General features: G+C 61.1%; 23 protein-coding genes and 1 other RNA gene. 13 read left to right on the top strand and 11 right to left on the bottom strand.

Annotation, left to right across the window (positions count from 1 at the left end; translation table 11 throughout):
• Nucleotides 1-243: 243 nt before the first annotated feature.
• Nucleotides 244-516: a hypothetical protein gene (locus LJY25_RS02675; protein WP_227606677.1), complete on the bottom strand. Its 273-nt coding sequence runs from the start codon at nt 514-516 to the stop codon at nt 244-246.
• A gap of 261 nt (nt 517-777) precedes the next feature.
• Between LJY25_RS02675 and LJY25_RS02670 the strand changes: the two genes are divergently transcribed.
• The 6 genes from LJY25_RS02670 to LJY25_RS02645 all read left to right on the top strand — a co-directional run bounded on the left by LJY25_RS02670 (nt 778) and on the right by LJY25_RS02645 (nt 6,001).
• The gene (locus LJY25_RS02670) at nt 778-1,143 is read left to right on the top strand and encodes a hypothetical protein (RefSeq protein WP_227606676.1); all 366 of its coding nucleotides are present in this window, start codon (nt 778-780) and stop codon (nt 1,141-1,143) included.
• Nucleotides 1,137-2,057 carry a PAS domain-containing protein gene (locus LJY25_RS02665; protein WP_227606675.1) on the top strand — a complete coding sequence of 307 codons (921 nt, stop codon included), beginning with the start codon at nt 1,137-1,139 and terminating at the stop codon, nt 2,055-2,057. The genes LJY25_RS02670 and LJY25_RS02665 overlap by 7 nt, the downstream gene beginning before the upstream one ends.
• Nucleotides 2,058-2,171: 114 nt before the next feature.
• Nucleotides 2,172-3,353 carry an XdhC family protein gene (locus LJY25_RS02660; RefSeq protein ID WP_227606674.1) on the top strand — a complete coding sequence of 394 codons (1,182 nt, stop codon included), beginning with the start codon at nt 2,172-2,174 and terminating at the stop codon, nt 3,351-3,353.
• On the top strand, nt 3,338-3,958 hold the full coding sequence (locus LJY25_RS02655; protein ID WP_227606673.1) for a nucleotidyltransferase family protein: 621 nt from the start codon (nt 3,338-3,340) through the stop codon (nt 3,956-3,958). Before LJY25_RS02660 ends, LJY25_RS02655 begins: the two co-directional genes overlap by 16 nt.
• A gap of 65 nt (nt 3,959-4,023) precedes the next feature.
• Entirely contained in the window at nt 4,024-5,439 is a 1,416-nt protein-coding gene (locus LJY25_RS02650; RefSeq protein WP_227606672.1) for an MFS transporter, read from the top strand.
• Between the two features lie 34 nt (nt 5,440-5,473).
• Nucleotides 5,474-6,001: a DinB family protein gene (locus tag LJY25_RS02645; RefSeq protein ID WP_227606671.1), complete on the top strand. Its 528-nt coding sequence runs from the start codon at nt 5,474-5,476 to the stop codon at nt 5,999-6,001.
• Between the two features lie 167 nt (nt 6,002-6,168).
• Here the strand turns inward: LJY25_RS02645 and LJY25_RS02640 are convergent, their stop codons facing one another.
• A complete protein-coding gene (locus LJY25_RS02640) occupies nt 6,169-7,815 on the bottom strand; it encodes an amidohydrolase (RefSeq protein WP_227606670.1) in 1,647 nt (548 codons plus the stop codon).
• A 156-nt stretch (nt 7,816-7,971) separates the two neighbouring features.
• Nucleotides 7,972-8,745: an AMP nucleosidase gene (locus LJY25_RS02635; protein WP_227606669.1), complete on the bottom strand. Its 774-nt coding sequence runs from the start codon at nt 8,743-8,745 to the stop codon at nt 7,972-7,974.
• Between the two features lie 136 nt (nt 8,746-8,881).
• Here LJY25_RS02635 and LJY25_RS02630 point away from each other — a divergent pair, with 136 nt between their 5' ends.
• Nucleotides 8,882-9,379: a type I restriction enzyme HsdR N-terminal domain-containing protein gene (locus LJY25_RS02630; RefSeq protein WP_227606668.1), complete on the top strand. Its 498-nt coding sequence runs from the start codon at nt 8,882-8,884 to the stop codon at nt 9,377-9,379.
• Between the two features lie 49 nt (nt 9,380-9,428).
• On the opposite strand, the gene LJY25_RS02625 is transcribed toward LJY25_RS02630, so the two are convergent.
• The 4 genes from LJY25_RS02625 to LJY25_RS02610 form a co-directional block, all read right to left on the bottom strand.
• Complete coding sequence (locus LJY25_RS02625; RefSeq protein WP_227606667.1) at nt 9,429-11,315, bottom strand: LTA synthase family protein; 1,887 nt, start codon at nt 11,313-11,315, stop codon at nt 9,429-9,431.
• A gap of 9 nt (nt 11,316-11,324) precedes the next feature.
• Nucleotides 11,325-11,921 carry an SMI1/KNR4 family protein gene (locus LJY25_RS02620; protein ID WP_227606666.1) on the bottom strand — a complete coding sequence of 199 codons (597 nt, stop codon included), beginning with the start codon at nt 11,919-11,921 and terminating at the stop codon, nt 11,325-11,327.
• A gap of 346 nt (nt 11,922-12,267) precedes the next feature.
• Nucleotides 12,268-13,395, bottom strand: a complete 1,128-nt coding sequence (ald, locus tag LJY25_RS02615; RefSeq protein WP_227606665.1) for an alanine dehydrogenase — start codon at nt 13,393-13,395, stop codon at nt 12,268-12,270.
• A 243-nt stretch (nt 13,396-13,638) separates the two neighbouring features.
• Nucleotides 13,639-14,424, bottom strand: a complete 786-nt coding sequence (locus LJY25_RS02610; protein ID WP_227606664.1) for a DUF1573 domain-containing protein — start codon at nt 14,422-14,424, stop codon at nt 13,639-13,641.
• A 275-nt stretch (nt 14,425-14,699) separates the two neighbouring features.
• Here LJY25_RS02610 and LJY25_RS02605 point away from each other — a divergent pair, with 275 nt between their 5' ends.
• A complete protein-coding gene (locus LJY25_RS02605) occupies nt 14,700-17,114 on the top strand; it encodes an alpha-ketoacid dehydrogenase subunit alpha/beta (protein WP_227606663.1) in 2,415 nt (804 codons plus the stop codon).
• A gap of 78 nt (nt 17,115-17,192) precedes the next feature.
• Here the strand turns inward: LJY25_RS02605 and LJY25_RS02600 are convergent, their stop codons facing one another.
• A complete protein-coding gene (locus tag LJY25_RS02600; protein ID WP_227606662.1) occupies nt 17,193-17,759 on the bottom strand; it encodes a hypothetical protein in 567 nt (188 codons plus the stop codon).
• A gap of 100 nt (nt 17,760-17,859) precedes the next feature.
• Between LJY25_RS02600 and LJY25_RS02595 the strand changes: the two genes are divergently transcribed.
• A complete protein-coding gene (locus LJY25_RS02595) occupies nt 17,860-18,861 on the top strand; it encodes an acyl-CoA synthetase family protein (RefSeq protein WP_227606661.1) in 1,002 nt (333 codons plus the stop codon).
• A 128-nt stretch (nt 18,862-18,989) separates the two neighbouring features.
• Nucleotides 18,990-19,811, top strand: coding sequence for a hypothetical protein (locus LJY25_RS02590; protein ID WP_227606660.1), 822 nt, complete (start codon nt 18,990-18,992; stop codon nt 19,809-19,811).
• A 220-nt stretch (nt 19,812-20,031) separates the two neighbouring features.
• On the opposite strand, the gene LJY25_RS02585 is transcribed toward LJY25_RS02590, so the two are convergent.
• A complete protein-coding gene (locus LJY25_RS02585) occupies nt 20,032-21,189 on the bottom strand; it encodes a sigma-54-dependent transcriptional regulator (RefSeq protein ID WP_227606659.1) in 1,158 nt (385 codons plus the stop codon).
• Nucleotides 21,190-21,424: 235 nt separating this feature from the next.
• On the opposite strand from LJY25_RS02585, the gene LJY25_RS02580 reads away from it, so the two are divergent.
• Both LJY25_RS02580 and LJY25_RS02575 read left to right on the top strand, forming a co-directional pair.
• Nucleotides 21,425-22,708, top strand: a complete 1,284-nt coding sequence (locus tag LJY25_RS02580) for a PQQ-dependent sugar dehydrogenase (protein ID WP_227606658.1) — start codon at nt 21,425-21,427, stop codon at nt 22,706-22,708.
• A gap of 8 nt (nt 22,709-22,716) precedes the next feature.
• Entirely contained in the window at nt 22,717-23,169 is a 453-nt protein-coding gene (locus LJY25_RS02575) for a c-type cytochrome (RefSeq protein WP_227606657.1), read from the top strand.
• 60 nt (nt 23,170-23,229) lie between these two features.
• Here the strand turns inward: LJY25_RS02575 and rnpB are convergent.
• Nucleotides 23,230-23,680, bottom strand: an RNA gene (rnpB, locus tag LJY25_RS02570) — RNase P RNA component class A.
• 315 nt (nt 23,681-23,995) lie between these two features.
• On the opposite strand from rnpB, the gene LJY25_RS02565 reads away from it, so the two are divergent.
• The gene (locus LJY25_RS02565) at nt 23,996-25,228 is read left to right on the top strand and encodes a S8 family serine peptidase (RefSeq protein ID WP_227606656.1); all 1,233 of its coding nucleotides are present in this window, start codon (nt 23,996-23,998) and stop codon (nt 25,226-25,228) included.
• Between the two features lie 100 nt (nt 25,229-25,328).
• Here LJY25_RS02565 and LJY25_RS21340 read toward each other — a convergent pair whose 3' ends face one another.
• Entirely contained in the window at nt 25,329-26,132 is an 804-nt protein-coding gene (locus LJY25_RS21340; protein ID WP_227606655.1) for a T9SS type A sorting domain-containing protein, read from the bottom strand.
• Nucleotides 26,133-26,207 lie beyond the last annotated feature (75 nt).

Raw genomic sequence — 26,207 nt, 5'->3', positions numbered from 1 at the left:
CAACAGGTGCGGGCGGTAGGCGCAGGTCGGCACTCGGGGTTCGGTGCCGCTTCCTACCCGGGCATCGAACTGGTCAAGTATAAAGAATTTATGTCAAGCAAGGCAATACTTTATTAAATATCCTTACTGTTTAATGAAAACAGGACAATGAAGCTGCGGCTGCCCGCGCCGGACTGCCCTACCAAGCAAAAAGCCCCGGCGTTTGGGCCAGGGCTTGGTGAAATTGCGGCTGGTAAACGCCGGCTAGTTCAGCCAGATGGTGTGCAGCAGCTCGAACCGGTGGGGAGCAAAGGCATTGTAGTACGGCGCTTCGGCCTTAAAGCCCAGCACATGCACCAGCGCCATTCCTTCGAGGTGAGACTGCACAACCCGAACCGGGTACAGGGCACCTTCCTCGGGCCAGTCGCCGCTGTGATTGAAGGGCCGGCCGCTGGCATCAACACACCGGGCATATTCCACGAACGGGGCGTGGCGCGTGGCTTCGGACAAACTCAGGTTGGTGACTTCAAATGACATAGCGCAGTAGTTACAGGGCAATGCCCCAGAGGGACGAAAGGTAAACCAGGTGGGGACAGCACAAGTTTCCCGCTTCCGCCGGTGAGAAGATAAAAGTAGGAAAAGCACCGGCAGTGCCGACCGGGGCTGAATTCTAAACATGCGGGGAACTTTGCGGTTGAGGTTGCTGATTAGCCGGCTAAATTGCGCTTTCACCGGTGTGGAGCGGGTTTTTGCCTGTCTATCCGGACCGGCTGCTATTTAGTTGATCATCTTTACTCTATGTCCGAACTACTCTTCGATGTTGACCTTCGCAGCCTGCCCGACGACTACCTGCGCGGGGAGTGGTGCGTGGCGCATCGGGTGCTGAACCGTACCGACCCGGACAGCCCGCTGGCCGTGGCCACCCGCTTTGTTTTGCAGTCGAACACCCTGGAGCTGCAGGCTTCCGAAATAAAAGAAACCGGCCAGTGGAGTATTCAGCGGGACGCCCTGCTCAACCGCCCGTATCTGGACCTGAACCTGAGCCGCGAACAAAGCCGGGCCCTCATTACCCGGCTGCGCCGCTCTTCGGATGGGCAGCACGGACAGCTTAACCTGTATTTTCAGTCCGGCATGGAGCTGCAGCTTTCCCGGCCCCCATGCTAAACTCAAATTTCCCACCACCCGTGACGACTCCCGATTCTCCCGCCCACACCCCGCTTGAGCAGGCCCAGGCCCGGTTTACGTTTTTGGCCGACCTGATTCCGCAGCTGGTTTGGTTTACCGACCCCAAAGGCTCCCATACCTACTTCAACCAGCGCTGGATCGACTATACCGGCTACACGCTCGAAGCCAGCCTGGGCCCGGATATGTGGAACAACCTGCTGCATCCCGACGACCAGCACCGGGCCCGGCAGCGGTGGGGGCATTCCCTGGCTACCGGGGAGTTCTACGAAATCGAGTACCGCTTTAAGTCAAAGCAGGGCGACTACCGCTGGTTTCTGGGCCAGGCCCTGCCTCAGCGAAATGCCCAGGGCGAAATCGAGCAGTGGTTTGGTACCTGCACCGACATCCACGACCAGAAGCTGAATGCCCTGGCACTCCGGCAGCGGGAGCAGGACTTCGCAACCCTGACCGATGCCATCGACCAGTTGGTGTGGATGGCCGATGCGGAGGGTAGCATTTTCTGGTACAACGAGCGGTGGTACCAGTTCACCGGCACCGACCTGGAGTCGATGAAGGGCTGGGGCTGGGAAAAGGTGCACCACCCTGAGCACCGGGAGCGGGTCGTAAACTTCGTGCGGGAAGCCTGGGGTGCCGGTCAGCCCTGGGAGCTAACTTTTCCGCTACGCCGGTACGATGGCGAATACCGCTGGTTTCTGACCCGGGCCATTCCCGTGCGCAACGAGCAGGGCCACGTGGAGCGATGGTGCGGCACCAACACCGACATCACCGAGCAGAAACAGCTGGTGGAACAGCTGGAAAACGCGTACGCCGACCTGGAAATGAAAATCACCTTCCGGACCCTGGAGCTGGAGCGCGAGGTGCTGTACCTGCGGCGGCAGTTGGGCATCTGCTAGCTGGGGTGGATAGCGTGTTCTGGTCAGCCAAAACCCAAAGCCGCCGTATATGGCTGCTGACGTGATGCCGAAAAGAAACGACCAAGACCTGACCGGCGCACCAAGAGCAGCGGCATGACCGAGAACCAACGCTTACTGGAAGCTTACGACGGGCACCGCACGGCCGGCCGGCCCTGCGCCCTGGCTACCGTCGTGCACGTCGAGGGCTCGGCTTACCGTCGGGCCGGGGCCCGGATGCTGGTAACCGAAGATGGCCAGCTCACCGGCGCCATCAGCGGCGGCTGCCTCGAAGGTGACGCCCGCCGCCGCGCCCGGCAGGCGCTGCTCCGCCGCCAGCCGGTGGTCGTGGTCTACGATACCTCCGACGAGGACGACCTCCGCCACGGTATGGGCCAGGGCTGTCAGGGCATTATCCATATCCTGCTGGAGCCCCTCGACTTCGAAGCGGCCGATAACCCGCTGGAGCTGCTGCGGCTCGCCACGCGCCAGACCCGGCCCGCGGTGCTGGCAACGGTGTTTGGCCGTACGGCCGGGCAAGCGGCCCAGCTCGGCGAGCGGCTGCTGCTTACCGCGGACGGGAGTTGGCACGGTCCCGAAGACCGCCAGGCCCGCCTGGCCGGAATGCTGCTGCCGGATGCCGAAGCAGCCCTGCTGGCCGGGCAGTCGGCCACAGTGGAATACGAAAGCCAAACCGGGCCTTTGCAGGTGTCGCTGGAAGTAATCCGCCCGGCGGTGCGCCTGACGGTGTATGGTGCGGGCAACGACGTGCAGCCCCTGGTCCGGTTTGCCGCCGCCCTGGGCTGGCGGGTGCAGGTGCTCGACGGCCGGCCGGCCCAGGCCACCGATGCGCGGTTCCCGGAAGCGGCGGCCGTGCGGGTAGTGCCCCTGGCCGAAGTCGGTGTCCTGCCCCCGGACGATTCCCTGGCCGTGCTGATGACGCATAATTACTACTACGATCTGGCCGTGCTGCGCCAGTTGCTGGCGGCTCCCACGCCTTACATCGGGTTGCTGGGCCCCCGCAAAAAAGCGGATCAGCTGCTGGCCGAGCTGAGCGCCGAAGGGCTGGACGCCGAAGCAGCTTTGCGCAACCGCCTGCATAGCCCGGTGGGCCTCAACCTGGGCGCCGAGACACCCGAGGAAATTGCCCTGTCCATCGTCGCTGAAATTCAGGCCGTGCTGGCTTGCCGCGCCGCGGGCTTCCTGCGCAACACCGACGGCCCCATCCACGGCCCCGCCGCCCGGACGCTGACGGCTGAACTGGCTACCCCGGCCACCGCCGAATGCCCGGTCAGCTGAGCGCCCCGGCCCCGGTGGGGATAATCGTTCTGGCTGCCGGCGCTTCTACCCGGATGGGTCAGCCCAAGCAGCTTTTGCGCTACCAGGATAAAACCCTGCTGCGCCACGCCGCCGAAACGGCCCTGGCCGCCGCCTGCGGGTCGGTCGTGGTGGTGACGGGCGCCGAGCACGACTCGCTTGCGGCGGAGGTCGGCAGCCTGCCCGTGCTCATTGCGCACAATCCGCGGTGGGAGCAGGGCATGAGCACCTCCATTCAAGCCGGGCTGACCGTTCTGGAAGCCGCAGCCCCGGTTTCGGCAGTGCTCGTTATGCTCACCGACCAGCCCCTGGTTACGACGGAGCTGCTGCAAGAGCTGGTCCGTCAGCACCGGCAAAGCGGGGCTCCGCGCGTCGCCACCCGCTACGCGGACACAGTGGGCGTACCCGCCGTTTTCGGCCGGGAGCAGTTTGCCGCGCTGCGGGCGTTGCAAGGCCCGGCCGGGGCCCGGCACCTGCTCACGGCCGGCTCGCCGGTGGTCTCGGTGCCGTTTGAAGCCGCCGCTACCGACGTAGACACCCCGGCCCAGTACCTGGCGCTGCTCGGAAAGCCCGCCGGACCTGATTAGGCCGGAGCTGAACCGTCTGCATTCGTAAATCCCCTTAACTTGCCCGCCTACCTGCCAACGCTGCTATGACAACCGCTACTACTGCTCCCGGCTCACCGGAGGCCGTTCCTAAAAACGACAAGCGCATCACCCGGGGCTGGACGTTCTACGACTGGGCCAACTCGGTGTACCCGCTGGTCATCACCTCCAGCATTTTCCCGATTTACTGGGGCGCCGTTACCAAAGACCTGAGCCCCCAGACCGACATCGTCAACTTCCTGGGCTTCGACGTGCCGGGCTCGTCGTTGCTGACCTACGCCATATCCGCGGCCTTCCTGCTGATTGCCCTGGTGAGCCCGTTCCTGACTTCTCTGGCTGATTACTCGGGCCGGAAGAAGCTGTTTCTGCAGACCTTCTGCTACCTCGGGGCGGCCTCCTGCGCCGCGCTGTTCTTCTTTACGAAGGACACGCTTACCACGTCCACCTTCGTCTTTATTGCGGCTACGGTGGGTTTCTCCGGCAGCATCGTGTTCTACAACTCCTACTTGCCCGAAATCAGCACCGAGGACAAGTTTGACACCCTTTCGGCCCGGGGTTTTTCGATGGGCTACATCGGCTCGGTGCTGCTGCTGGTGCTTTGCCTGGTGCTGATTGAGGGCCATGAAATGTTCGGGCTGGAAAAAGGCTTTGCCACCCGCCTTAGCTTTCTGCTGACCGGCGTCTGGTGGGCGGGATTTGCCCAGATTCCCTTCATTACCCTGCCCAAAGACCCGGGCCGCGCGGCCGGAACCGACACCAACGACAGCAGCTGGGTGCTGAACGGCTTCCGCGAGCTGAAGAAAGTCTGGAGCGAGCTGAAGCACCAGCCCAACCTGAAGCGGTTCCTGCTGGCGTACTTTACCTACAACATGGGCGTGCAGACGGTGATGTACGTGGCTACCATCTTCGGCGATAAGGTGCTGAACCTGGAAAGCCGGGACCTGATTATCACCATTCTGCTGCTGCAGCTGGTGGGCATTGCGGGCGCCTACCTGTTCGCCAAGCTCTCGGAGCGGATCGGCAACACCCGGGCCCTGAGCTGGGCGGTGTTTATCTGGATGCTGATCTGCATCGCGGGCTACTTCGTGCAGAAGGGCTGGTCGTTTTTTGCCCTGGCCGCCGTTATCGGCCTTACGATGGGCGCCGTGCAAAGCCTTTCGCGCAGCACCTATTCCAAGATTATCCCCGAGAATACGCCCAACACGGCCGCCTACTTCAGCTTTTTCGACGTCACCGAAAAGCTGAGCATCGTGATTGGCACCGCCGCTTTTGGGTTGATTGCCCAGCTGACGGGCTCCATGCGCAACAGCATCCTGGCCCTGATTGTCTTCTTTATCCTGGGCCTGATTTTCCTGTTTACCCTGCGCGGAAAAACCCTGCGCGACCCGCAGAATGCCGTGGCGGCCGTGCCGGGCCCGCCGCCTGCTTCCGCTACGGCCAGCACGCCGGCTACTACGCGCTAATCCGGCTTTCAACGCTTCCTAACCCCCCACCTGTATGGAGCCCACCACTACCTTTACCCAACCGTCTTTGCAAGCTGCGCTCAGCCAGGAGCTCAAGCGGGAGCTGCACCTCACCCGCCGCCTGCTCGAGCGGGTGCCGACCGAGCAGTTCGGCTGGCAGCCCCACCCCAAGTCGATGAAGCTGGGTACCCTGGCCTCACACATGGCCAACCTGGTCAACTTCCTGCAACTGTCGTTGCAGGGCCCGGAAACCGACGTTACGGTTACGCCCTTCCCGCCTTCGCCCACGTCGACCGACGAGGTGCTGAGCCGTTTCGACCTGAACGCCGAAAACCTGCACAAAGCCCTGGCCGATGTCGACGATGCTACCTTTCATGAACTCTGGACCCTGCGCCGCGGCGAGCAGAAGATGATGACCGTGCCCCGCGCCACCGTGGCCCGCACCCTGGTGCTCAACCACCTGATCCACCACCGCGGGCAGCTGAGCGTGTACCTACGCCTGCTCGACATTCCCGTGCCCGCCATTTACGGCGCCTCTGCCGACGAAGGCCCGGTTCGGTAGTGCGGGATTGAACAGGAGTGGAATAAGGAAAAAAACGGGCGGCTTACCAGCTCCCGATAGGCCACTCCCTTCGCGCATAGCTTCCACTAAAAAGCCCCCACGTCAGCGGACGTCGGGGCTTTTTGCTGTGAGCGGTTTTTCGGCACCGCATTTCGGGCTGCCGGAGGTTACTTCCGGCTAAATACTTTTTCACCGGCAATCCAGGTTTGCTGTACCTGAGCGGTGCGCAGCTCGGAAGCGGGGGCTTTGAGCAGGTCTTTAGCCAGCACCACGAAGTCGGCGGCCATGCCGGGGCGGATGCTGCCTTTCTGCTTTTCCTCAAAGGCAGCGTGGGCGGCCCAGGTGGTCATGCCGCGCAACGCGTCGGGCCGGCTCAGCGCGTTTTCCATCTGGAAGCCGCCCTGGGGGAAGTTCTTGGCATCCTGCCGGGCTACGGCCGAGTGAAAGCCGAACAGCGGGTTGATGTCCTCCACCGGGAAGTCGGAGCCGATGGCGACCTGCCCGTACTGCTTGCGCAGCTCTTCGTAGGCATAGGCCGTTTTCAGGCGCCCGGCACCCAGCCGCTCCCCGGCCCAGTACATATCCGAGGTGGCGTGGGTGGGCTGCACCGAGGGCACGATGCCGAATTGCCCGAACTTGGGCATGTCGGCGGGCGTCACCACCTGGGCGTGCTCGATGCGCCAGCGCCGGTCTTTCTGGCCCTTCAGCGCCTCTCCGTAGATGTTCAGAATCAGGCGGTTGGCGGAGTCGCCAATGGCGTGGGTGTTCATCTGAAACCTGGAAGCCGCCAGCTCTTTGGCCAGGGCCCGGAACTCCTTTTCGGTTGAAAGCAGAAAGCCGGTTTCCTTGGGCTTATCGTGGTACGGCTCCACGAGGCAGGCCCCGCGGGAGCCCAGGGCGCCGTCGGCATACACTTTAAACGAGCTGATGGTGAGCCGCTCGCCAAACTGCGGGCCTTTGGGCAGGTAGTAGGCTTTGTTGGCGGCGGTGGGGTTGAGCATGGTGTAGAGGCGGACCTTAAGCTGGCCCTGCTGCTGGAGTTCGGCCATCTGCTCGATGTTGGCGTGGTCGAGGCCGGCATCGGCCAGGCTGGTCAGGCCCACGGCGAGGCAGTTCTGCTGGGCCTGGAGCAGCAGCTTCCGGGCTTCGGCCGGGGTAGGCTCGGGAATCTTCACGGCCACCAGATCCACCGCGTTATCGACCAGCAGGCCGGTCAGGCGGTTCCGGGTATCTTTGGTGATGGTACCGCCGCTGATGGGCGTGCGGGCCGTGATGCCGGCCAGGTCCAGGGCTTTCTGATTAACCAGCGCGGCGTGGCCGTCCACCCGGGTGATGAGCACGGGCACATCCGGAAACAGCTTGTCGAGCGTGTCCTTGGTCGGAAACTGCTTGCCGGGCCAGTCGTTCTGGTCCCAGCCCCGGCCGGTCAGCCAGGCCGACTGCGGGTACTGCCGGCGGTGCTCAGTCAGCTTCTGCACGACGGCTGCCCAGGAGGTGGTGCCGGTCAGGTCGGCATCGCGCAAGCCCAGGGCGTAGCGGTAGAAGTGGCAGTGCGCGTCGTAGAAGCCGGGGTAGATAAACCGACCCTGGGCGTCAACTTCCTGCCTGGCCTCAAACCGGGCGCGGATATCGTCGGCCGTGCCCACGGCCACAAACTTGCCGTCTTGCACGGCAAAGGCCTGGGCCTGGGAAAAGGCGGAGTCCACGGTGTAGACGGTGGCGTTGTACACCAGCAGGTCGGCCGGCTGACGGCGGGAGCCAGACTGGCAGCTCAGCAAAAGGAGCAAGCTCAGGAAGGGAAGCAAACGAATCATGCGGCAAGTTAGCCTCTGTCGGGCACTACTGCCCGCAGCAGCAGAGGAGAGCGAGAAACAAAAAAGCCCCGCCGTGCGGCGGGGCCTCCATTAGCCGGAGTTGTCCGTTGTTCGTTGTTAGAACAATACTGACAACGAACAACGGACAACTAATTCTTACTCAAAGCGCAGGTGCTTTACCGACTCCCCGGAGTTCTGCAGCTCAATCAGCGACTCAATGCCGATCTGCAGGTGGGCCTGCACGTAGCTGGTCGTTACTTTCGAGTCGCTCTCGGCGGTTTTCACGCCCTCGGGCGTCATCGGGTTATCCGAAACCAGCAGCAGGGCGCCGTGCGGAATCTCGTTCACGAAGCCCACCACGAAGATCGTCGCCGTTTCCATGTCCACGGCCATGGCCCGGATCTGGCGCAGGTACTCCTTGAAGTTCTCGTCGTGCTCCCACACGCGGCGGTTGGTGGTGTACACCGTGCCGGTCCAGTAGTCTTTCTCGTGCTTCTTGATCATCGACGAAACGGCGCGCTGCAGGCGGAAGGAGGGCAGGGCGGGAATTTCCGGAGGCAGGTAGTCGTCTGACGTACCCTCGCCGCGGATGGCGGCAATTGGCAGGATCAGGTCGCCGAGCTTGGTTTTGTTTTTCAGACCTCCGCACTTGCCCAGGAACAGCGCCGCCTTGGGCTTGATGGCCCCGAGCAGGTCCATCACCGTGGCCGCCATGGGGGAGCCCATGCCGAAGTTGATGATGGTGATGTTGTTGGCCGTTGCCGTCTGCATGGGCTTATCAAGGCCGCGAATCGGCACGCCGAACTGGTCGGCGAACATCGTCACGTAGTTGATAAAGTTGGTCAGCAGAATGTACTGGCCAAACTCGCCGAGCGGGACGCCGGTGTAGCGGGGCAGCCAGTTGTTGACAATGTCGGATTTGCTCTTCATAGAGTCGGGTTTGGTGGTGGGTATGATGTGAAAGTGGTGGGAAAGCAGCGCGTATAAAAAAGCCGTCGACCAAACTGAGCGACGGCACCCGGGTGAAAAGCAGAAGCCGAGCTTCCGGGCCGTACCTTTGGAGGTGATGCACGAGCTAACTCTGCCGCCTTTCGGACACAAACTTACACAATCGGGTCAGAACGTCATGATCTGGGACGGACTGCGCCGCAAATACGTGGTTCTGACGCCTGAGGAGTGGGTGCGCCAGCACGTGGTGCACTACCTTGCCGACCACCTGGGCTACCCGCGCAGCCTGCTCAGCCTCGAGCGGGGCCACGCCTACAACCAGCGCCGCAAGCGCACCGACCTCTGCGCCTTCGGCCCCAACGGACGGGTGCTGCTGCTGGTAGAATGCAAAGCGGCCACGGTCCGGATTGATGCCACCGTGGCGCACCAGGCCGCTACCTACAACCAGACCATCGGCGCCCCGCTGCTGCTGCTGACCAACGGCGTGCAGCATTTCTGCTGGCACGTGGACCCGGTAAACCGAACCAATCGGCGTCTGGATTTCATTCCGGATTTTGAAACCGCGAAGCAGCTGGCCTCCCCGGCAGCTTCTCAGCCAGAGGAAACCAGCCAATAGGGCCTTTCCCTGATGACAGGTGCTTAGCTGCGCAGATCTGCGATTCGCGCTACTTGTAAAGCGTGTTATTAATCAGTCCGTTGGTGAACAGCTGCACCGCCCCGCGCAGCTCGTTGCCGTACTGCCGCACCTTGGCCGGATCGGGGTTGGCCAGCGGAGCCGAGGGAATGAAGTGTGTCTGATAGGGGTAAAGCCGCACCTGGTTGTCGGCTGTCAGCTCGGTTACAAAGTCGCGGTGCACGAGGTAGTACGTGTCGCCGCTCAGGAACAAAGCCCGGCCGGCGGCCGTGGTGTCGAAAGCGGAGGCGCCGAAGGGCAGCAGGGGGCCGGCCGGCAGGTTCAGGTAATCAAGCACGGTGGCCGGAATGTCGGCCTGCTGGGTGATGCGGCGCGGGTCAGCGGCGGGCAGCGTCTGACCGGGGTGGAAGAGTAGCAGGGGCGTTTTGTAGTTGCCCAGCACGTTCTGGTAGTCGGGCTTGATGCTCTGGGACGTGTGGTCGGCTACCAGCACGAACAGCGTGTTGCGGTACCAGGGCTGGCGGCTGGCCGTTTTAAAGAACTGCCGCAGGGCGTGGTCGGTGTAGGCAATAGTGGGATGAATCGGCAGCTCGCCCTTCGGGAAGCGGCCCTCGTACTTTTGAGGTATTGTGAACGGGTCGTGGGAGCTGAGCGTGAACAGCGTGGCAAAAAACGGCTGGCTTTGCCCGTTGAGCTGGCGGGCAAAGTACTGCAGGTACGGCTCGTCGAAGATGCCCCAGTGCCCGTCGTAATCAGGGCTGTTGGCCGCGCCGGGATACTCGTCGAGGCCGTAGTAGCGCTGAATGCCCGCAATGCCGGCAAAGGTGTTGAAGCCCATCGTGCCGTTGGTAGCCCCGTGGTAGACCGCGCTGGAGTAGCCGTTCTTCCCCAGTAGGTGGCCCAGGCCGTGCAGCTCGTCGGTCTGGAAGTTCGAGGTGATGAAGGGGCCTTCCATTAGCGAAGGCAGCCCGGCCAGCACCGCCGGCAAGGCCTCGATGGAGCGGCGGCCATTGGCGTAGTGGTCCCGAAAAAACAGCCCTTTAGTCGCCAGGGAGTCGAAAAACGGCGTGTAGCCCTGCCCGTTGTTGTCGATGCCGGTGTACTCGGAGCCGAAACTTTCCAGCATCAGAATCACCACATTGTCGCGCCGCGCCGGGCCATTGGGAGCGGGCAGGGGACGGGCGCCCAGGGCCTGCCGGGCCTCGGCGCTACTGGCGAAGTAGTGCTTGGGCTCGATGTCGTCGTAGTCGAGGGTCCGTAGGAAGGTGAAGGTGCTGTTGAGCGTCAGGTGGCCCAGCACCGAAGGCTGCTGCAAAAAGGCGTGGCCGGTGCGCAGGGGCTTGAGCTGCAGGCCACCCCGGATAGCCAGCACCGCCAGCCCGGCCAGCACCAGAATTTCCGCCACCAGCACCGTGATGCGCCGGCGCCGGGAGCCGCTTCTTCCCGCGTTGGCCGGCGGCAGCGGGAAGAAATACCAGAGCAGGCCCATCAGCACCGCGAAGGGAATAGTCAGGTACCAGTAGTGGGCGAAAAGCTGCCCGGCCTGGCGCTGAATGTCGCCGCCTACGGTGGTTAGCTCGTTGGTGGTGCGGCGCCCGATAAACTTGAAGTACTCAGCATCGACGATGTTCAGGGCCAGCCCCACCGAATTCAGAACCAGGTACACGCCCCGCAGCGCCCCTTGCCAGCCCAGGCGGTAGTTGGGTATCAGGGAGAGCAGAATAAACGGCAGGTTCAGCAGCACAATGGCCGACATATCGAACCGGAATCCGTGCCAGAAGGCCAGCAGCACCTGGTCGGGGGTGGCTTCCTGAAACACGCCGCGGTTGGCCAGGAAAAAGCCCAGCCGCAGCAGCAGGTACGCGCCCATCAGTAGCAGCAGGCGGCGAAACAGCAAACGCAGGGTGAGGGAAGGCATGAAAGGCGGCTAGGTCTTCAAGGTAAAGTGCACACGCTGTCCGCTCGGCAGCCCTTTGATCTGGGTGTAGAATGCGGCCAGGTTGGCCAGCCGCTCGGCCGCGGGCAGGGGCTTGAGGCTGCGCTGCCCCGAGGCTTCGATGCAGACTGGCGGGTATACGCTCAGCAGCTGCCCGGGAGCCAGCATTCCGCCCCGCTGCTGAAAGCTGCGCAAGGGTTCCAAACCCAGCGCGTCGAGCGGAAACTTCTCGGCCCCGATCAGGAAATGCTCGAAGTCCACATCGAGCGAGGCCAGCTCCCCGGTTTCGGTGTCGAGGAAATACACGGCGTCTTCGCGGAGCAGAAACTGGTTGCCCACGCAGTCCTGGGCAAACGGAATGTCGGTTTCCAGCACCAGGTCATAGGCGTGATGAAAGGCGGTGTCGTCAAGCCAGGCGTCGTGCAGGGAGTGCCAGCCCGGCTTCACCACGCAGCCCCGGATATGCAGGCCGCCGAAGTACGCCACCACGCCGTTCTGCCGGCGCAAAAAGGTCTGCAGATAATCCGGCAGCTTGCTGAAAGCCTGCAGGTCGTTTAGCTCACCGCCGGTGTATAGAATGCCTTTCATTGGAAAGTTAGCGTCGTTTCAGAATGGTGAACTAGGTGAATGTCAAGCCGCGCAAATCCGGCGAATCTTGCGTACTGACGTTGTTGGGAAAAGACGGTCATGCTGAGCGAAGCACAGCGGAGCCGAAGCATCTCTACCGCTTCGTTATGGTTACTAATCCAGCGAAGCGGTAGAGATGCTTCGCGGGGCTCAGCATGACCGCCCTTTTCGAATAGAAGTTAGAAACAGGCTTTCAGTGCTTCTTTTGTCTTTCGGCTTTCCTCGGTGCCAGGGCCGGGGCTGCCCTCTACAGAAAAGCCTTCCCGACCGAAGTCAGGAAGGCTTTCTTGTACGAATAAGCGGATGCTTAGGCGTGGGCGGTTTCGAGTACCGTGGCCACGTCCACCATCGGCAGGTTCCAGGCGTCGGCAACGCCCTGGTACACCACCTCGCCGTTTACCACGTTCAGGCCGAGGCGCAGGGCCGCGTCGCGGCGGCAGGCTTCCTGCCAGCCCAGGTTCGCCAGCTTCACGGCGTAGGGCAGCGTAGCGTTGGTCAGGGCCAGCGTCGACGTGTAGGGCACGGCGCCGGGCATGTTGGCCACGCAGTAGTGCACGATGTCGTCGATGATGAAGGTCGGGTTTTCGTGGGTCGTGGGCTTGCAGGTTTCGATGCAGCCGCCCTGGTCCACGGCCACGTCCACCAGCACGGTGCCGGGGCGCATGGTCTTGAGCATGTCGCGGGTGATAAGGTGGGGCGCCTTGGCACCCGGAATCAGCACGGCGCCCACCACGAGGTCAGTGGTCTTGATGGCTTCGCGGATGTTGTACTCGTTGGAGTACTGCGTAATCACGTTTTTGGGCATGAAGTCGTCGAGCTCGCGCAGACGGTTCAGGCTGATGTCCATGATGGTCACCTGGGCGCCGAGGCCGGCGGCTACTTTGGCCGCCTGGGTGCCCACGATGCCGCCGCCGAGGACGAGCACGTTGGCGGGCTTCACGCCGGGTACGCCGCCGAGCAGGATGCCGCGGCCCTTTAGGGGCTTCTCCAGGTACTTGGCGCCTTCCTGCGGGGCCATGCGGCCGGCTACCTCGCTCATCGGGATGAGCAGGGGCAGGGCGCGGTTGGGCAGCTCCACGGTTTCGTAGGCCAGGCAAACGGCCTTGCGCTCAATCATGGCGTGGGTCAACTCCTCGCCCGAGGCAAAGTGGAAGTACGTGAAGAGCAGCTGGCCTTCCTTGATCAGGTTGTACTCTTCCTGAATCGGCTCCTTCACCTTCACAATCATTTCGGCCTGCTTGTAGACCTCGGCAATGGTGGGCAGAATCAGCGCGCCGGCCTGCTCATACTCCGCGTCCTCGAAGCCGCTGCCGATGCCGGCGGTGGCCTGTACGTACACGGTGTGGTTATGCTTGCGCAGCTCAGCTACACCGGCGGGCGTGAGGCCCACGCGGTTTTCGTTGTTCTTGATTTCTTTCGGTACGCCGATAATCATAGGAGGGCAGGTGAAGGAAGGTGGGGAGGTTAAGCCTGAAAACGGGGGCAAAGATAGGCAATGCGGCCCGGTTCAGAAGGGTAAGATTTGGGGATGGGCAGGCGTGCCCGGCCGCTGAAATCCGAAGTAAAAGAAACCCCCGTGTTTAACCGGCCAAAGCAAGGCTCAAAGCTAGGTGGACACCCAACAAAAAAGCACCGAACCTCGCGGCCCGGTGCTTCTCTTATCATCAGGTTGTAGAGCTTACTTGAACGGTACGCTCGCGCCCGCTTCCTTCACCATGCTGCCCGCGTTCAGGTCGCGCACTACGTTGGCCTTCAGCGTGAGCTTCAGGTCCCCGTTCAGGTCGTTGGAGTTGATGCTGGCCACGTCGGTCATCGGGCCGAGCTGGCGCTGGTTGTAGAGCAGCTCCACCGTGGCGCTCTGCCCGGGCTTGATGGGAGCCGGGGTGTTTTTGTAGCCGATGCAGTTGCAGTTCGACGAAATCATGCCCAGCACCAGGTCCTGCTTGCCGGTGTTCTTGAACGTGAACTTTGCCGTCACCTGCTGTCCGGCTTCGAGCTTGCCGAAGTCGTGGGCGGCACGGTCGGCTACGAGGCGGGGCGACTGGGCCAGCTGTGCCGGGGTGAGGGTGGCCTTCGCCTGCTCCTTGCTCAGCACGTTACCCTTGATGGACAGCACCGTGGTCGGGTTGCCGGCATTGCTGGTGACGGTGACGGTTTTGTTGAACACCCCGGGCCGGCCGGCGCTGCTGTACATTGCCTTCACGATGCCGGTTTTGCCGGGCAGTACCGGCGTCTTGGTCCAGTCGGGCGTGGTGCAGCCGCAGGAAGCCTGCACGTTGGAAATGACGATGGGCTGGTTACCCATGTTCTTAAAGCGGAACTCGTAGGTGGCCATCGTGCCCTCGGGCACGTCCTTGAAGTCGTGCAGTTCTTTCTCGAACTTCATCACGCCCTGGGCGCTGGCACCCAGGTGCACGAGCAGCAGCACCAGGCTGAGCAGGAGGGAAGTAGCTGTCTTTTTCATAACGCGGAATAAGTGAAGTTGCGAAAGCCGAAAGGAGCAAAGCCCTTGCGGCAGCCCATGGCAAAGATACATAAAACGAAGCCGGAAAATTCAGCCCGTCAGCTCCCGGGCCCGGCTCCCGGAAAAATCATTTTGGGTAGCCAGGCCCGGCCGGACATCCCCCCGGGCCGAGGGGCCGTTGAAGGTGCGGTCAAATCCGTACTTTTGCGCGCCTGCCCACCAGGCGTTCAGTACCGTTTTGATTGACGAACAAATCCCACCTGCCCATCCTCTCTATGCCAACTGCCGAACCCGCCGTAGCGGCCCCCGCCGCCTTCAGCAAAGACGACCTGCTTCGTGATTACCGCCTGGGCTGGGAAAGCCGCCACGCCTCCCTTGCCGGCCGCAAGGAGGTGTTTATGGGCAAAGCCAAATTCGGCATCTTCGGCGACGGCAAGGAAGCGCCCCAGCTGGCCATGGCCCGCGTGTTTCAGCCTGGCGACTTTCGCTCCGGCTACTACCGCGACCAGACCTTCATGTTTGCCGCCGGGGAGCTGACGCTGCAGCAGTACTTTGCCCAGCTCTACGCCCACCCCGACCCCGAAGCCGAGCCCGCTACCGCCGGCCGGGCCATGAACGGCCACTTCGCCACCCGCCTGCTCGACGAGGACGGCAATTTCCGCGACCTGGCCCAGCTCAAGAACTCCAGCGCCGACGTCTCGCCGACGGCGTCGCAGATGCCCCGCCTCGTGGGCCTCGCCTACGCTTCCAAGCTCTACCGCCAGAACCCCGAGCTGCACGAGCTGACTCAGTTCAGCGTAAACGGCAACGAGGTGGCCTTTGGCACCATCGGCAACGCCAGCACCTCCGAGGGCATGTTCTTCGAGGCGCTCAATGCCGCCGGCGTGCTGCAGATTCCCATGCTGGTGAGCGTGTGGGACGACCACTACGGCATCTCGGTGCCAGCCGAGTACCAGACCACCAAAGGCAGCATCTCCGAGATTTTGATGGGTTTGCAGCGCGAGGCGCCGGGCCAGCAGGGCTTTGAGATTTTCGTGGTGCGCGGCTGGGACTACCCGGCCCTGCTCGACACCTACCAGCGCGCTGCCGAGGTGTGCCGCCGGGAGCACGTGCCGGTGCTGATTCACGTCACCGAGGTAACCCAGCCCCAGGGCCACTCCACCAGCGGCTCGCACGAGCGGTACAAAAGCAAGGACCGCCTGAGCTGGGAAGAAGAGCACGACTGCCTGCGCAAGATGCGCGAGTGGCTCTTGGCCGAAGCCTATGCCTCGGCCGGTGAGCTTGACCAGATCGAGAACGAAGCCAAGGAAACCGTCCGCAAGGCCCGCACCGCCGCCTGGGACGACTTCTTCAACCCCATCAAGCAGGAGCGCGACGAAGCCGTGGCCCTGCTCGACAAGCTGGTAGCGGAAACCGGGCAGGAAAACGCACTGCACGAGATGGTGCAGCTATTGCAGCACAACCCCACGCCCATCCGCGCCGACATCGTGCGCACGGTGCGCCGGGCCCTGCGCTCGGTACGCGGCAAGAAAAGCGGCGCCAGCCGGGAGCTGAAAAACTACCTGGAGCAGGTGCTGGCCGAAAACGCCGACCGCTACAACTCCTACCTCTACAGCCAGAGCGAGCAGGCCGCCCTGAACGTGGAAGAAGTAAAAGCTGTGTTTGCGCCCGACGCGCCCCAGGTCGATGCCCGTGAGGTACTGCAGGCCTGCTTCGACGCCAACCTGCGCCGCGACCCGGCCATCTTCGCCATCGGCGAGGACGTGGGCCGCATTGGCGACGTAAACCAGGCCTTTGCCGGCCTTCAGGAAAAGTACGGGGAGTTGCGCGTGACGGACACCGGCATCCGGGAGTGCACCATCATCGGGCAGGGCATCGGAGCGGCCATGCGCGGCCTGCGGCCCATTACCGAGATTCAGTACCTCGACTACCTGCTCTACGCCGTGCAGATTTTGTCTGACGACGTGGCCTGCCTGCAGTACCGCACCAAGGGTGGGCAGAAAGCCCCGCTCATCGTGCGCACCCGCGGGCACCGGCTCGAGGGCATCTGGCACTCCGGTTCGCCCATCGGCATGATTCTGAGCTCCCTGCGCGGCATGCACGTGCTGGTGCCGCGCGACATGACCCAGGCCGCCGGTTTCTACAACGGCCTGCTGCGCTCCGACGAGCCGGCCCTGGTAATTGAGTGCCTGAACGGCTACCGCCTCAAAGAGCGGATTCCGCAGAACGTGGGCGAGTTCACCGTGCCCCTGGGGGTACCTGAAATCCTGCTGGCCGGCACCGACGTGACGGTGGTTACCTACGGTTCGATGTGCCGCATCGTGATGGAGGCGGCCAAGCAGCTGGCGGAGGTCGGCATCTCGGTGGAGGTCATTGACGTGCAGACCCTGCTGCCCTTTGACCTGCAGCATATCATTGCCGACAGCGTGCAGAAAACCAACCGCGTAGTGTTTGCCGACGAGGACGTACCCGGCGGCGCCACGGCCTTTATGATGCAGCACGTGCTGGACGAGCAGGGCGCGTACCGCTTCCTCGACTCCCAGCCCCGCTGCCTGGCCGCCCAGGCCCACCGCCCGCCCTACGGCTCCGACGGCGACTACTTCTCCAAGCCCAACGTGGAGGATGTGTTCGATACAGTGTACGAGCTGATGCACGAAGTCAATCCCCAGCAGTTTCCGGCCATCTACTAGCCAAAGGCGGACCGACGCTAAAAAAAAACACCCGGTCTGACAACAGGCCGGGTGTTTTTTAAAGGAAACCGCTTCGTTCTACAAGCCGCCGATGATGATGGGCGTCGTCCGGATTTTGTTGCTCTCGTTCAGGGCGCGGTCCACGATGCTGACTTCGAAAAGCACTTCCTGCCCCGGCTGAAACGGAGAGCCCAGGCGGTAGTTCTGCCGGAAGGTGAGCGTGCCTTTCAGCGGGCCTTCCTTGGTGTCTACGTTGGTCAGGCGGGGAAAGCGGCCATTGTACTCACCGACTGAGCCCGATACTACCGGCACATAGGTGCCACCCTGCTTGACGAAGGGCTGGATGTAGTAGTTGAAATAGTTGCGGTTGATGGACCCGTCGCGGTTCTTGTACCGGTAAGGCGGAACAGTATCCGCATTCGACAAGCCCAGGTCGCCGTTTCCGTCCTGAAAGCTGATGGTGACAAATACCGAGTCGGCCCGGTTGGAAACCGGTGGGCCCGGGTTAAAGTGGCGCTTGATCCGCACGCTGCTGAATTCGATGCTGGGCGTCGTGGGATACTCCGGCGGCGTAAGGCAGGATGTAGCCGTCAGGCCCGTCAGAGCAGCTAGTAAAGCCAGGCGGAAAGTACGAATGATAGTCATAGACAAGCCGAGAAAGCCTTGCGTGATGGCGGAAGGTACAGATTCTGAACGAAGGACCGCCCCGTTTGTTTTATTACCCCGCTAACCCCGTCGCGCCGCAATGAGTTTCCGAGATGAGTACCTGCGCGAGCTGCCGATGGTAACGGCCGCCATGTTCCCGGAGCTGGCCCTGCGCCTGTTCCAGCACCAGGCCCGGCACTGCCCGCCGTACCAGGAATGGCTGCGCGCACTCGGCTGCGAAGCCGAGCAAGTTCAGCGGGTTACCGACATCCCGTTTCTGCCGATCGAGTTCTTTAAAACCCACGACGTCCGCACCGAGCCGGAGGGGTGGGAGCCCCGGGAAACGTTTCTGAGCAGCGGCACTACCCGGCAGCAGCGCAGCCGCCACCTCGTGCGCGACCCCGGCCTGTACCGCCGCAACGCCGCCCGCATCTTCGAGCAAACCTACGGCCCGCTTTCCTGCTGGACGTTTCTGGCGTTGCTGCCATCCTACCTGGAGCAGGGGCAGTCTTCCCTTGTCGCGATGGTCGACTACTTCGCCCGGGAGTCGGGGCAGCGGCAGGACGCTTTTTTTCTACACGACCACGCGGCTTTGCTGCGGGCTTTGGCGGAAGCCAAGCAAGAGCCTGGCCGGCGTGTAATGCTCATCGGCGTGACGTACGCCCTGCTCGACCTGGCCGAAGCCCACGGCGGGGCGCCGGAACTGCAAGGGCTGACGGTGCTGGAAACCGGGGGCATGAAGGGCCGGCGCCGGGAGATGATCCGGGAAGAGCTGCATGCGGCCCTGGCCCCGGCTTTCGGTACCGACGCGTTTCATTCTGAGTACGGCATGACGGAGCTGCTCAGCCAGGCCTACAGCCCCGGCTACGGCCGCTTCCACTGCCCCCCCCAGCTGCGCATCCTGCTCCGCCACGCCGCCGACCCGTTTTCCGTAGCCGAGCACCGCCCCGACGGCGCCATCAACGTCGTCGACCTGGCCAACGTGGACTCCTGCGCCTTTATCGAAACCAAGGACCTGGCCCGGATGCACCCGGATGGCTCGTTTGAGGTGCTCGGCCGGATGGATAACTCGGATGTGCGGGGCTGTAACCAGATGGTGTAGTCGCTGCTTTTAACAGTACCTTGTTTCGTAAACCCAGCTAAGCCAAGCATGCTTTTCGCAGCTTTTAGCTAGGGAGTTTCGGCAATCTAGATGTTGCCACATATTTAAAGAACCATACCATAGACAAAATGAGCAGAATTGCCATTTTTATACTTGTTTTTTTAAAATCAATGTTGAGTTATGGTCAAGTTGAAAACCGGTGGCTACCTGACAGTGTTTACAAAGACAAGAAAGTAAAAAAGGTTTATGTCTATGAAAATTCCCCCAAAGACTTGTTAGAAATTGCAAGGCTTGACAGGAACGGCAGGGTAACACGAATTGAAAAATATAGTGCATCATATAATAAGAGGACAAGAACATCAAAAGTAATTAATATTGTAACAATCTGTATTTATGACTCGCTTGGAAAAATAAATCAAAAGATAGATACAATATTTTATCGTCATAATAAATCCGTAAATACAGAAAAAACATATTTTGTTTATGAAAATGGTTTATTGATTTCCTCTAAGTATTTTAAAGGCGATTTTAAAAATCCAAGTAGTGAAACTTTCTTTTCTTATCGTCCATTTACATCAACAACTGTAAACAAGAAAGATACTTTAATCACATATAGAAAGACAAAAGAGTACGATAGGGATTTTTATGTAAAAAGATTTTATGGATATGTTTTAGAAGCAAAATTGAAACGATATCAGAGCACTGTAAATGGGGTGATTGAAACTATGCAATATTCGGATGAAAATGATAGACAAAGGTTTGATGATGATAAAGTACTTAAAAATACTTTTAATGAACGGGGGCAACTTGTTAAATCAGAAATAAAGAGTATGTTTATGAATGACAGAATAAATGAATACATTCTGAATTATTCTTATTATGAAAACGGGCTATTAAAAAGTATAAGGGGATATGTGCCACTTTATTATAAATATGAATATTTCGACTAAAGAAATTTTGATAACAGGTGTTTAACCCAATGGCTGGGGAAGTAGTTATTGAACATCTACTTCGCGCCAACTGTTTTTGGTGTATTGTCAGTATAGTGCTCCGGAATCTGCTACCGCGCCAAGCACCAAAACGTTAAGCTCATGGCTAATCAAAAAAAGGCGGCGTCTGAAACAGTTGATTCGGACGCCGCCTTTTTAAGTGATGTTGAGATTTTAGTTATCACTTCCCCGCAAACGCTCTGGCATCATCCGCCGAAATCGTTTCGTCGCTCATGATGACCAGCCGCTCGACCACGTTGCGCAGCTCTCGGATGTTGCCGCGCCAGTCGAGGCTTTTCAGGTAGTCCAGCGCCGCCGCGTCGATTTTCTTGGGCTTGTTGCCGTAGTCGCGGGCAATGTCGTCCAGAAACTTTTGGACCAGCTCGGGGATGTCCTCGCGCCGGTCGTTGAGAGCGGGTACTTTGATCAGGATAACGGACAGGCGGTGGTAGAGGTCCTCGCGGAAGTTACGGTCGGCAATTTCCTGCTGCAGGTCCTTGTTGGTAGCCGCCAGCACGCGCACGTTCACGCTGATTTCCTTTTCCCCGCCCACCCGGGTAATCTTGTTTTCCTGCAGGGCGCGCAGCACCTTGGCCTGGGCCGAGAGGCTCATGTCCCCGATTTCGTCGAGAAACAGCGTGCCGCCGTCGGCCTGCTCGAACTTGCCGATACGCTGCTTGACGGCCGAAGTAAACGAGCCTTTCTCGTGGCCGAACAGCTCACTTTCAATCAGCTCGGAGGGAATGGCGGCGCAGTTTACTTCCACCATCGGCCCGCCGTTGCGCCCGCTCTGCTCGTGCAGCTGCCGGGCCACCATTTCCTTGCCCGCTCCGTTGGGGCCGGTAATCAGCACGCGGGCGTCGGTGGGCGCGACCTTGGCAATGGCCTTGCGCACCTGCTCCAGCGCCGCCGACGAGCCCACCATCTCGGAGCTCTTGGCAATCTTCTTCTTGAGCGTCTTGGTTTCGGTCACCAGCTTGGTGCGGTCCAGGGCGTTGCGGACCGTCACGAGCAGGCGGTTCAGGTCTGGCGGCTTCTGAATAAAGTCGAACGCACCCTTTTTCGTGGCGTCCACGGCGGTTTCGATGCTGCCATGGGCCGAGACCATGATAAAGGCCGAGTCGGGCGACACCTGCTGGGCGCGCTCCAAAACTTCGAGGCCATCCATCTTGGGCATCTTCACGTCGCAGAGCACCACGTCGTACTTGTCTTTGATAAGCATATCGAGGCCGGTGGGGCCGTCTTCCGCCTGGCTCACGGAGTAGCTTTCGTACTCCAGAATCTCCTTCAGCGTGTTGCGGATGGCCTTCTCGTCGTCGATAATGAGGATTTTCGGCATGGGGTCGTAAAAGCGGAACGGGTCAGTGGAAGCCCAAAGTAACAAAAAGCAGCGCCACATAGTTCTGCTTGCCCGCCGGCGGCCGCGGCGCGAATAGCCGCGCCGGTGCGCCAGGTCAGGCCTTTTCCTATACGGCCGTGCACGCCGGACGGCGGCCCCTACCTTTGCGGCGGCTTTCCTGCCGCTTTTACGTATGCACCGCTCAGGTGCAAATCAGCTCCCGAAACAACCCGCTATGAACCGTTCCGTCACCCGCTACCTGCTCTTGGCCCCGGCCCTGGTCGGCAGCCTTTCCCTGCTGGCCCTGCGTTCCGAAACCATCGTGGCTGCCGACCCCGATAATGCCGGCCTGAAGCTGCCCGCGGGCTTTGGTGCCCTGAAGGTCGCCGAAACCGGGGGCCGTGCCCGCCACCTCACCGTCACGCCCCAGGGCAATATCTACGTCAAGCTGAACCGGCCCAACGCCGACGGCAAGGGCATCCTGATGCTGCGGCCCAGCAGCGGGGGCAAGGCCGAAGTGGCCGGCAGCCTGGGCAACTACGGTGGTACCGGCATCTACAGCACTAAGGACTACCTGTACGCTTCCTCCGACGAGGCCGTGTTTCGCTACAAGCTCAACGCTCAAGGCGAAGTGGAAAGCCCGGCCCAGCCCGAGAAAATCGTGACCGGCCTGATCAACCGAAAGCAGCACGAAAGCAAGTCCATTACTCTCGACCGCGAAGGCAACCTCTACGTCAACATCGGTGCTTACTCCAACACCTGTCAGGAGCAGGACCGGCAGAAAGGCTCGAAAGGCAAACCTCACTGCCCAATTCTGGACTCGGCCGGGGGCATCTGGCAGTTCCGTACCGACAAGCTGAACCAGAGCTACGGGCAGGGCGTGCGCTACGCCACCGGCCTGCGCAACGTAGTGGGCCTCGACTGGAACACCCAGGCCAACCAGCTCTTCGTGATGCAGCACGGCCGCGACCAGCTCTACGACAACTTTCCGGCGCTGTACAACAGCAAACAATCGGCCGAGCTGCCCGCCGAGTGCCTGTACGCGCTGAAAAAGGGTGACAACGCCGGCTGGCCCTACCTGTACTACGACCCCCAGCAAAAGAAGAAGATGCTGAACCCGGAGTATGGGGGCGACGGCAAAAAGGAAGCCACCGGCAACTACATCGACCCGGCGGCGGCGTATCCGGCCCACACTGCCCCGAATGCCCTGCTGTTCTACACGGGCACCATGTTTCCGGAGAAGTACCGCAACGGCGCGTTTATTGCCTTCCACGGCTCCTGGAACCGTGCCCCGGAGCCCCAGAAAGGCTACTACGTCGTGTTCCAGCCCTTCAAAAACGGTAAACCAAGCGGGCCCTGGGAGGTATTTGCCGATAACTTCGCCGGCTCAGCCGCCGCCGCCGCGGCCGGCCGGCCCGAACACAAGCCCTGCGGACTGGCCCAGGGGCCGGATGGCTCCCTTTATGTCTCGGATGACAGGAAAGGCACCATCTACCGCATCGTCTACAACAAGAAATAACCACCTCAATGAAGCAGCTATTTGCTCTTCTGACCGTCCTGGCGCTGTGCAGCATCCCGGCGGCGGCTCAGAAAAAGCCCGTCCCGAAAACCAAAGCCAAAACAAGTGCGTCGGGTGCCGTATCGGGCGCCGTGCTGGCCAAAGGCAAAGCCGTGTACGTGCAGAACTGCCTGACCTGCCACCAGGCCGACGGCCTGGGCGTAGACGAGATGAACCCGCCGCTCAGCAAAACCAGCTACGTGCTGGGCGACAAAGCCCGGCTGGTGAACATCATCCTCAACGGTATGCAGGGCCAGGACATCGACGGGGAACCCTACCGCAACCTGATGCCCAGCTTCAGCACCCTCACCGACCAGCAGATTGCCGACGTGCTCACCTACGTGCGCAGCAGCTTCGGCAACAAGACCAGCGCTGTGCAGGCGGCCGAAGTGAAAACCATCCGGGCCGCAAACAAGAAGTAGCGGACCGGTCAAACGCAGAACCGCCCGTCGTTGCGCGAAGCAGCGGCGGGCGGTTTGCGTTGGGGTGATGAGTCTGTAAGCCGGGTTTTGTCCGCGTTGCCGCGGCCCCACCATTTATCTAGGCCAGTCCTCGCGGAAAGGCTCCATCAACCTACCCACGGATGCCGGACGAGCCGCCCGGTGCCGTCCGTTGCCGGCCGGCGTATCCGCTTATTTGGTCTTTCAACCCCTGAGGTTTACCCAGCCGGACTGGTCACCCAGCCGCTGGTGCGCTCTTACCGCACCTTTTCACCCTTACTCGTTTAGCTACAAGCCTCAGGCTATAAGCTTCAAGCACGGGGCTTGCAGCTTGCGGCTTACAGCTTGCAGCTATAAAAGCGGTAATTTTCTGTGGCACTGGCTGTCCTGGCTTACGCCAGTCCTTCCCGTTAGGAAGCAGGGTGCTCTGCGTTGCCCGGACTTTCCTCGTCGCCATTCTTGCGTTTGGCGCCGCGGTGGGGCGACTCATCACTGAGGCAAAGATACAACGTTCAGCCGTAGCGGCTGACCCAGGCGCTGCAAGGGACTGTTTCCGTAGGTAAGCCGTCTGATTGGCAGCCGACTGTCCCGGGTTGAGCGTGAGCATAGAGCCGGGGCACTATTGCAAAAAATGCAAGGGTTTTACGGGAAGTCTTACAGTCTGTCTGAGTTTTTTTGAGAAAATTGAATTTTTTCGCTGGGCTTTGGCTTTAGAGAGCTGAATACGCTGCTCGGCGTTTCACCCGGTGATGACCGGGAGAACCAGCAGGCTAGGGCGTCACTTTCTTTCCCCATTTACCCACGTAGAATGCAGAAGAAACAACCCATTACCCGTTTTGCCTTTTTCCTGAGTGCCTCGGCTGTTGCGGCCACCACGCTGTTCTCGTCCTGCTCCAAAGACTCGGTGCTGCCCGGCAGCCCCTCCGATGTCTCCCAGAGCAGCGAGGTAAATGCTGAGTCGGACGTAATTCCCGGCAAGTACATTGTAGTACTAAAAGAAGAAGCGGTTACGGTTGCTGCCAACGACTCCTACACGGAGAAGGTACGAAAAGTGAAAGAGGTGGGCCAGGGTATTCTCCGCTCCCGGGGCGCCCGCGCCGAAAACCTGGGCTTTGCTTACGGCCACGCCCTGAAAGGCTTTTCCGCGGCCATGACGGCGGCCGAAGCAAATGCGCTGCGGGCCGATGCCCGGGTTGCGTACGTAGAGCAGGACCGCATCATCTCGCTTGGTAAGCCCGTGAAAGGCGGTGGCACGACCACTACCCAGCCTGCCCAGACCGTGCCTTACGGCATCAACCGCGTGGGCACCGCCGATGGTACCGGCAAAACGGCCTGGGTTATCGACTCGGGCATCGACCTCGACCACCCCGACCTGAACGTAAACGTGACCCGCAGCAAGTCTTTCCTGACCAGCGGCACGAACTACGCCTCCGCCGACGACGGCAACGGCCACGGAACCCACGTAGCCGGCACTATTGCCGCCCGCAACAACACGATTGGCGTGGTCGGAGTAGCCGCTAACGCCACGGTGGTAGCGGTACGCGTCCTCGACGCCAACGGCAGCGGCACCAGCTCCGGCGTTATTGCCGGCGTGGATTATGTGGGAGCCAACGGCCGAATCGGCGACGTGGCGAACATGAGCCTGGGTGGGGGCGCTTCGCAGGCAATCGACGACGCTGTGCTGCGGGCTTCGGCCGGTGGTATACTCTTCGCCCTGGCAGCCGGCAATAACAGCGGCGACTCCAACCTGAACTCCCCGGCCCGTGTGAACGGCGCTAACATCTTCACCATCTCGGCCATGAACAGCACCGACGGCTGGGCTTCGTTCTCGAACTTCGGCAACCCGCCCATCGACTACTGCATGCCCGGCGTCAGCATCCAGTCGACCTGGCTGAACGGAGGCTACAACACCATCAGCGGCACCTCGATGGCGACGCCTCACATGGCCGGCGTACTGCTCCTGAAAGGCAAAGCCTTTACCACCAGCGGCACTGTGCAGGGCGACCCCGACGGCAACGCTGACCCCATTGCCCACCTGTAAGCTTCATTAGACAATACAAAAAGGCCCTGCCAGGATATGGCAGGGCCTTTTTTAGTATTGGGCATCAGGTCCGTCGGTACGCTGCGAGCGTTTGCTCGGGTCAGTGCTCTACCAGCAGGCGGCGGGTCTGAACGTCTGCGGAGGGGCTGCTGATGCGCACAAGGTAGGTCCCGGCGGGTAGCTCCTGCACGGCCAGCTCCTTACTTGAGCCCGAAGCTGAAAGCGTCTGAACCAGCCGACCCTGGGACGAATAAAGCTGCACCGTTCGGATTGCTGCAGTGCCAAACGTAAGGGTGGCCCGGGAGGTGGCCGGGTTGGGATACAGGCTGACAGCCGTAACGGAAGCGTCAGCCTTGGCATCGGTAGCCCGCCGGCCAGATTGGTTCGCTACCAGCCGGTAGCTGGGGAAGCTGTCTAGCTCGGTGCGGTAGAAGCGGCGCAGTCTGCCAGCGTCGAAGCGCAGGCAGATGCTGTCATCGCGGAGGCTGCGGTAGCGTACCAGCTCGCCTAGGCCTCCTTGCTGCACCACGGTCGACAGGTCCTCCATCTGCTGATAGCCGGTGGCCAGGCCCTGAATCTGGTTTCGCTGAATGCGGAAGGCGTGCACCCAGCAGCCGGGTTCCCAGCTTTCGACAGCATAGTACAGGCCGCGCCGGTGAAAGATCCGGGCGTTCAACAGAAGCGAAGTGTCTTCCGCGTTGGTAATGATGGTGGACCCGGATGCCGCATCAAACTGCACCCGGAGCTGCAGCGTGTCTTTCTGTCCCAATAGGGTAACCTCCGGGCCCAGCTCTTTCGAGAGGTCTAGGGGGCGGGTAACGGTGAAGGCGTCGAAGCGAGCCGCGGGACCGTCGCAACTACTCAGCAGGGCACTCAGGGAAAGCAGAAATAAAAGCTTACGCACAGCAAGACTCAGGCTTTCGGTTTGACTGGTGCTGGCAAGGTAGTGTACCGGCCGAACACAAGCAAAGCGCACCGA

The organism is Hymenobacter translucens (genome assembly GCF_020685205.1).
Taxonomy (GTDB): domain Bacteria; phylum Bacteroidota; class Bacteroidia; order Cytophagales; family Hymenobacteraceae; genus Hymenobacter; species Hymenobacter translucens.
This window is presented reverse-complemented; position numbering and strand designations above follow the sequence as displayed.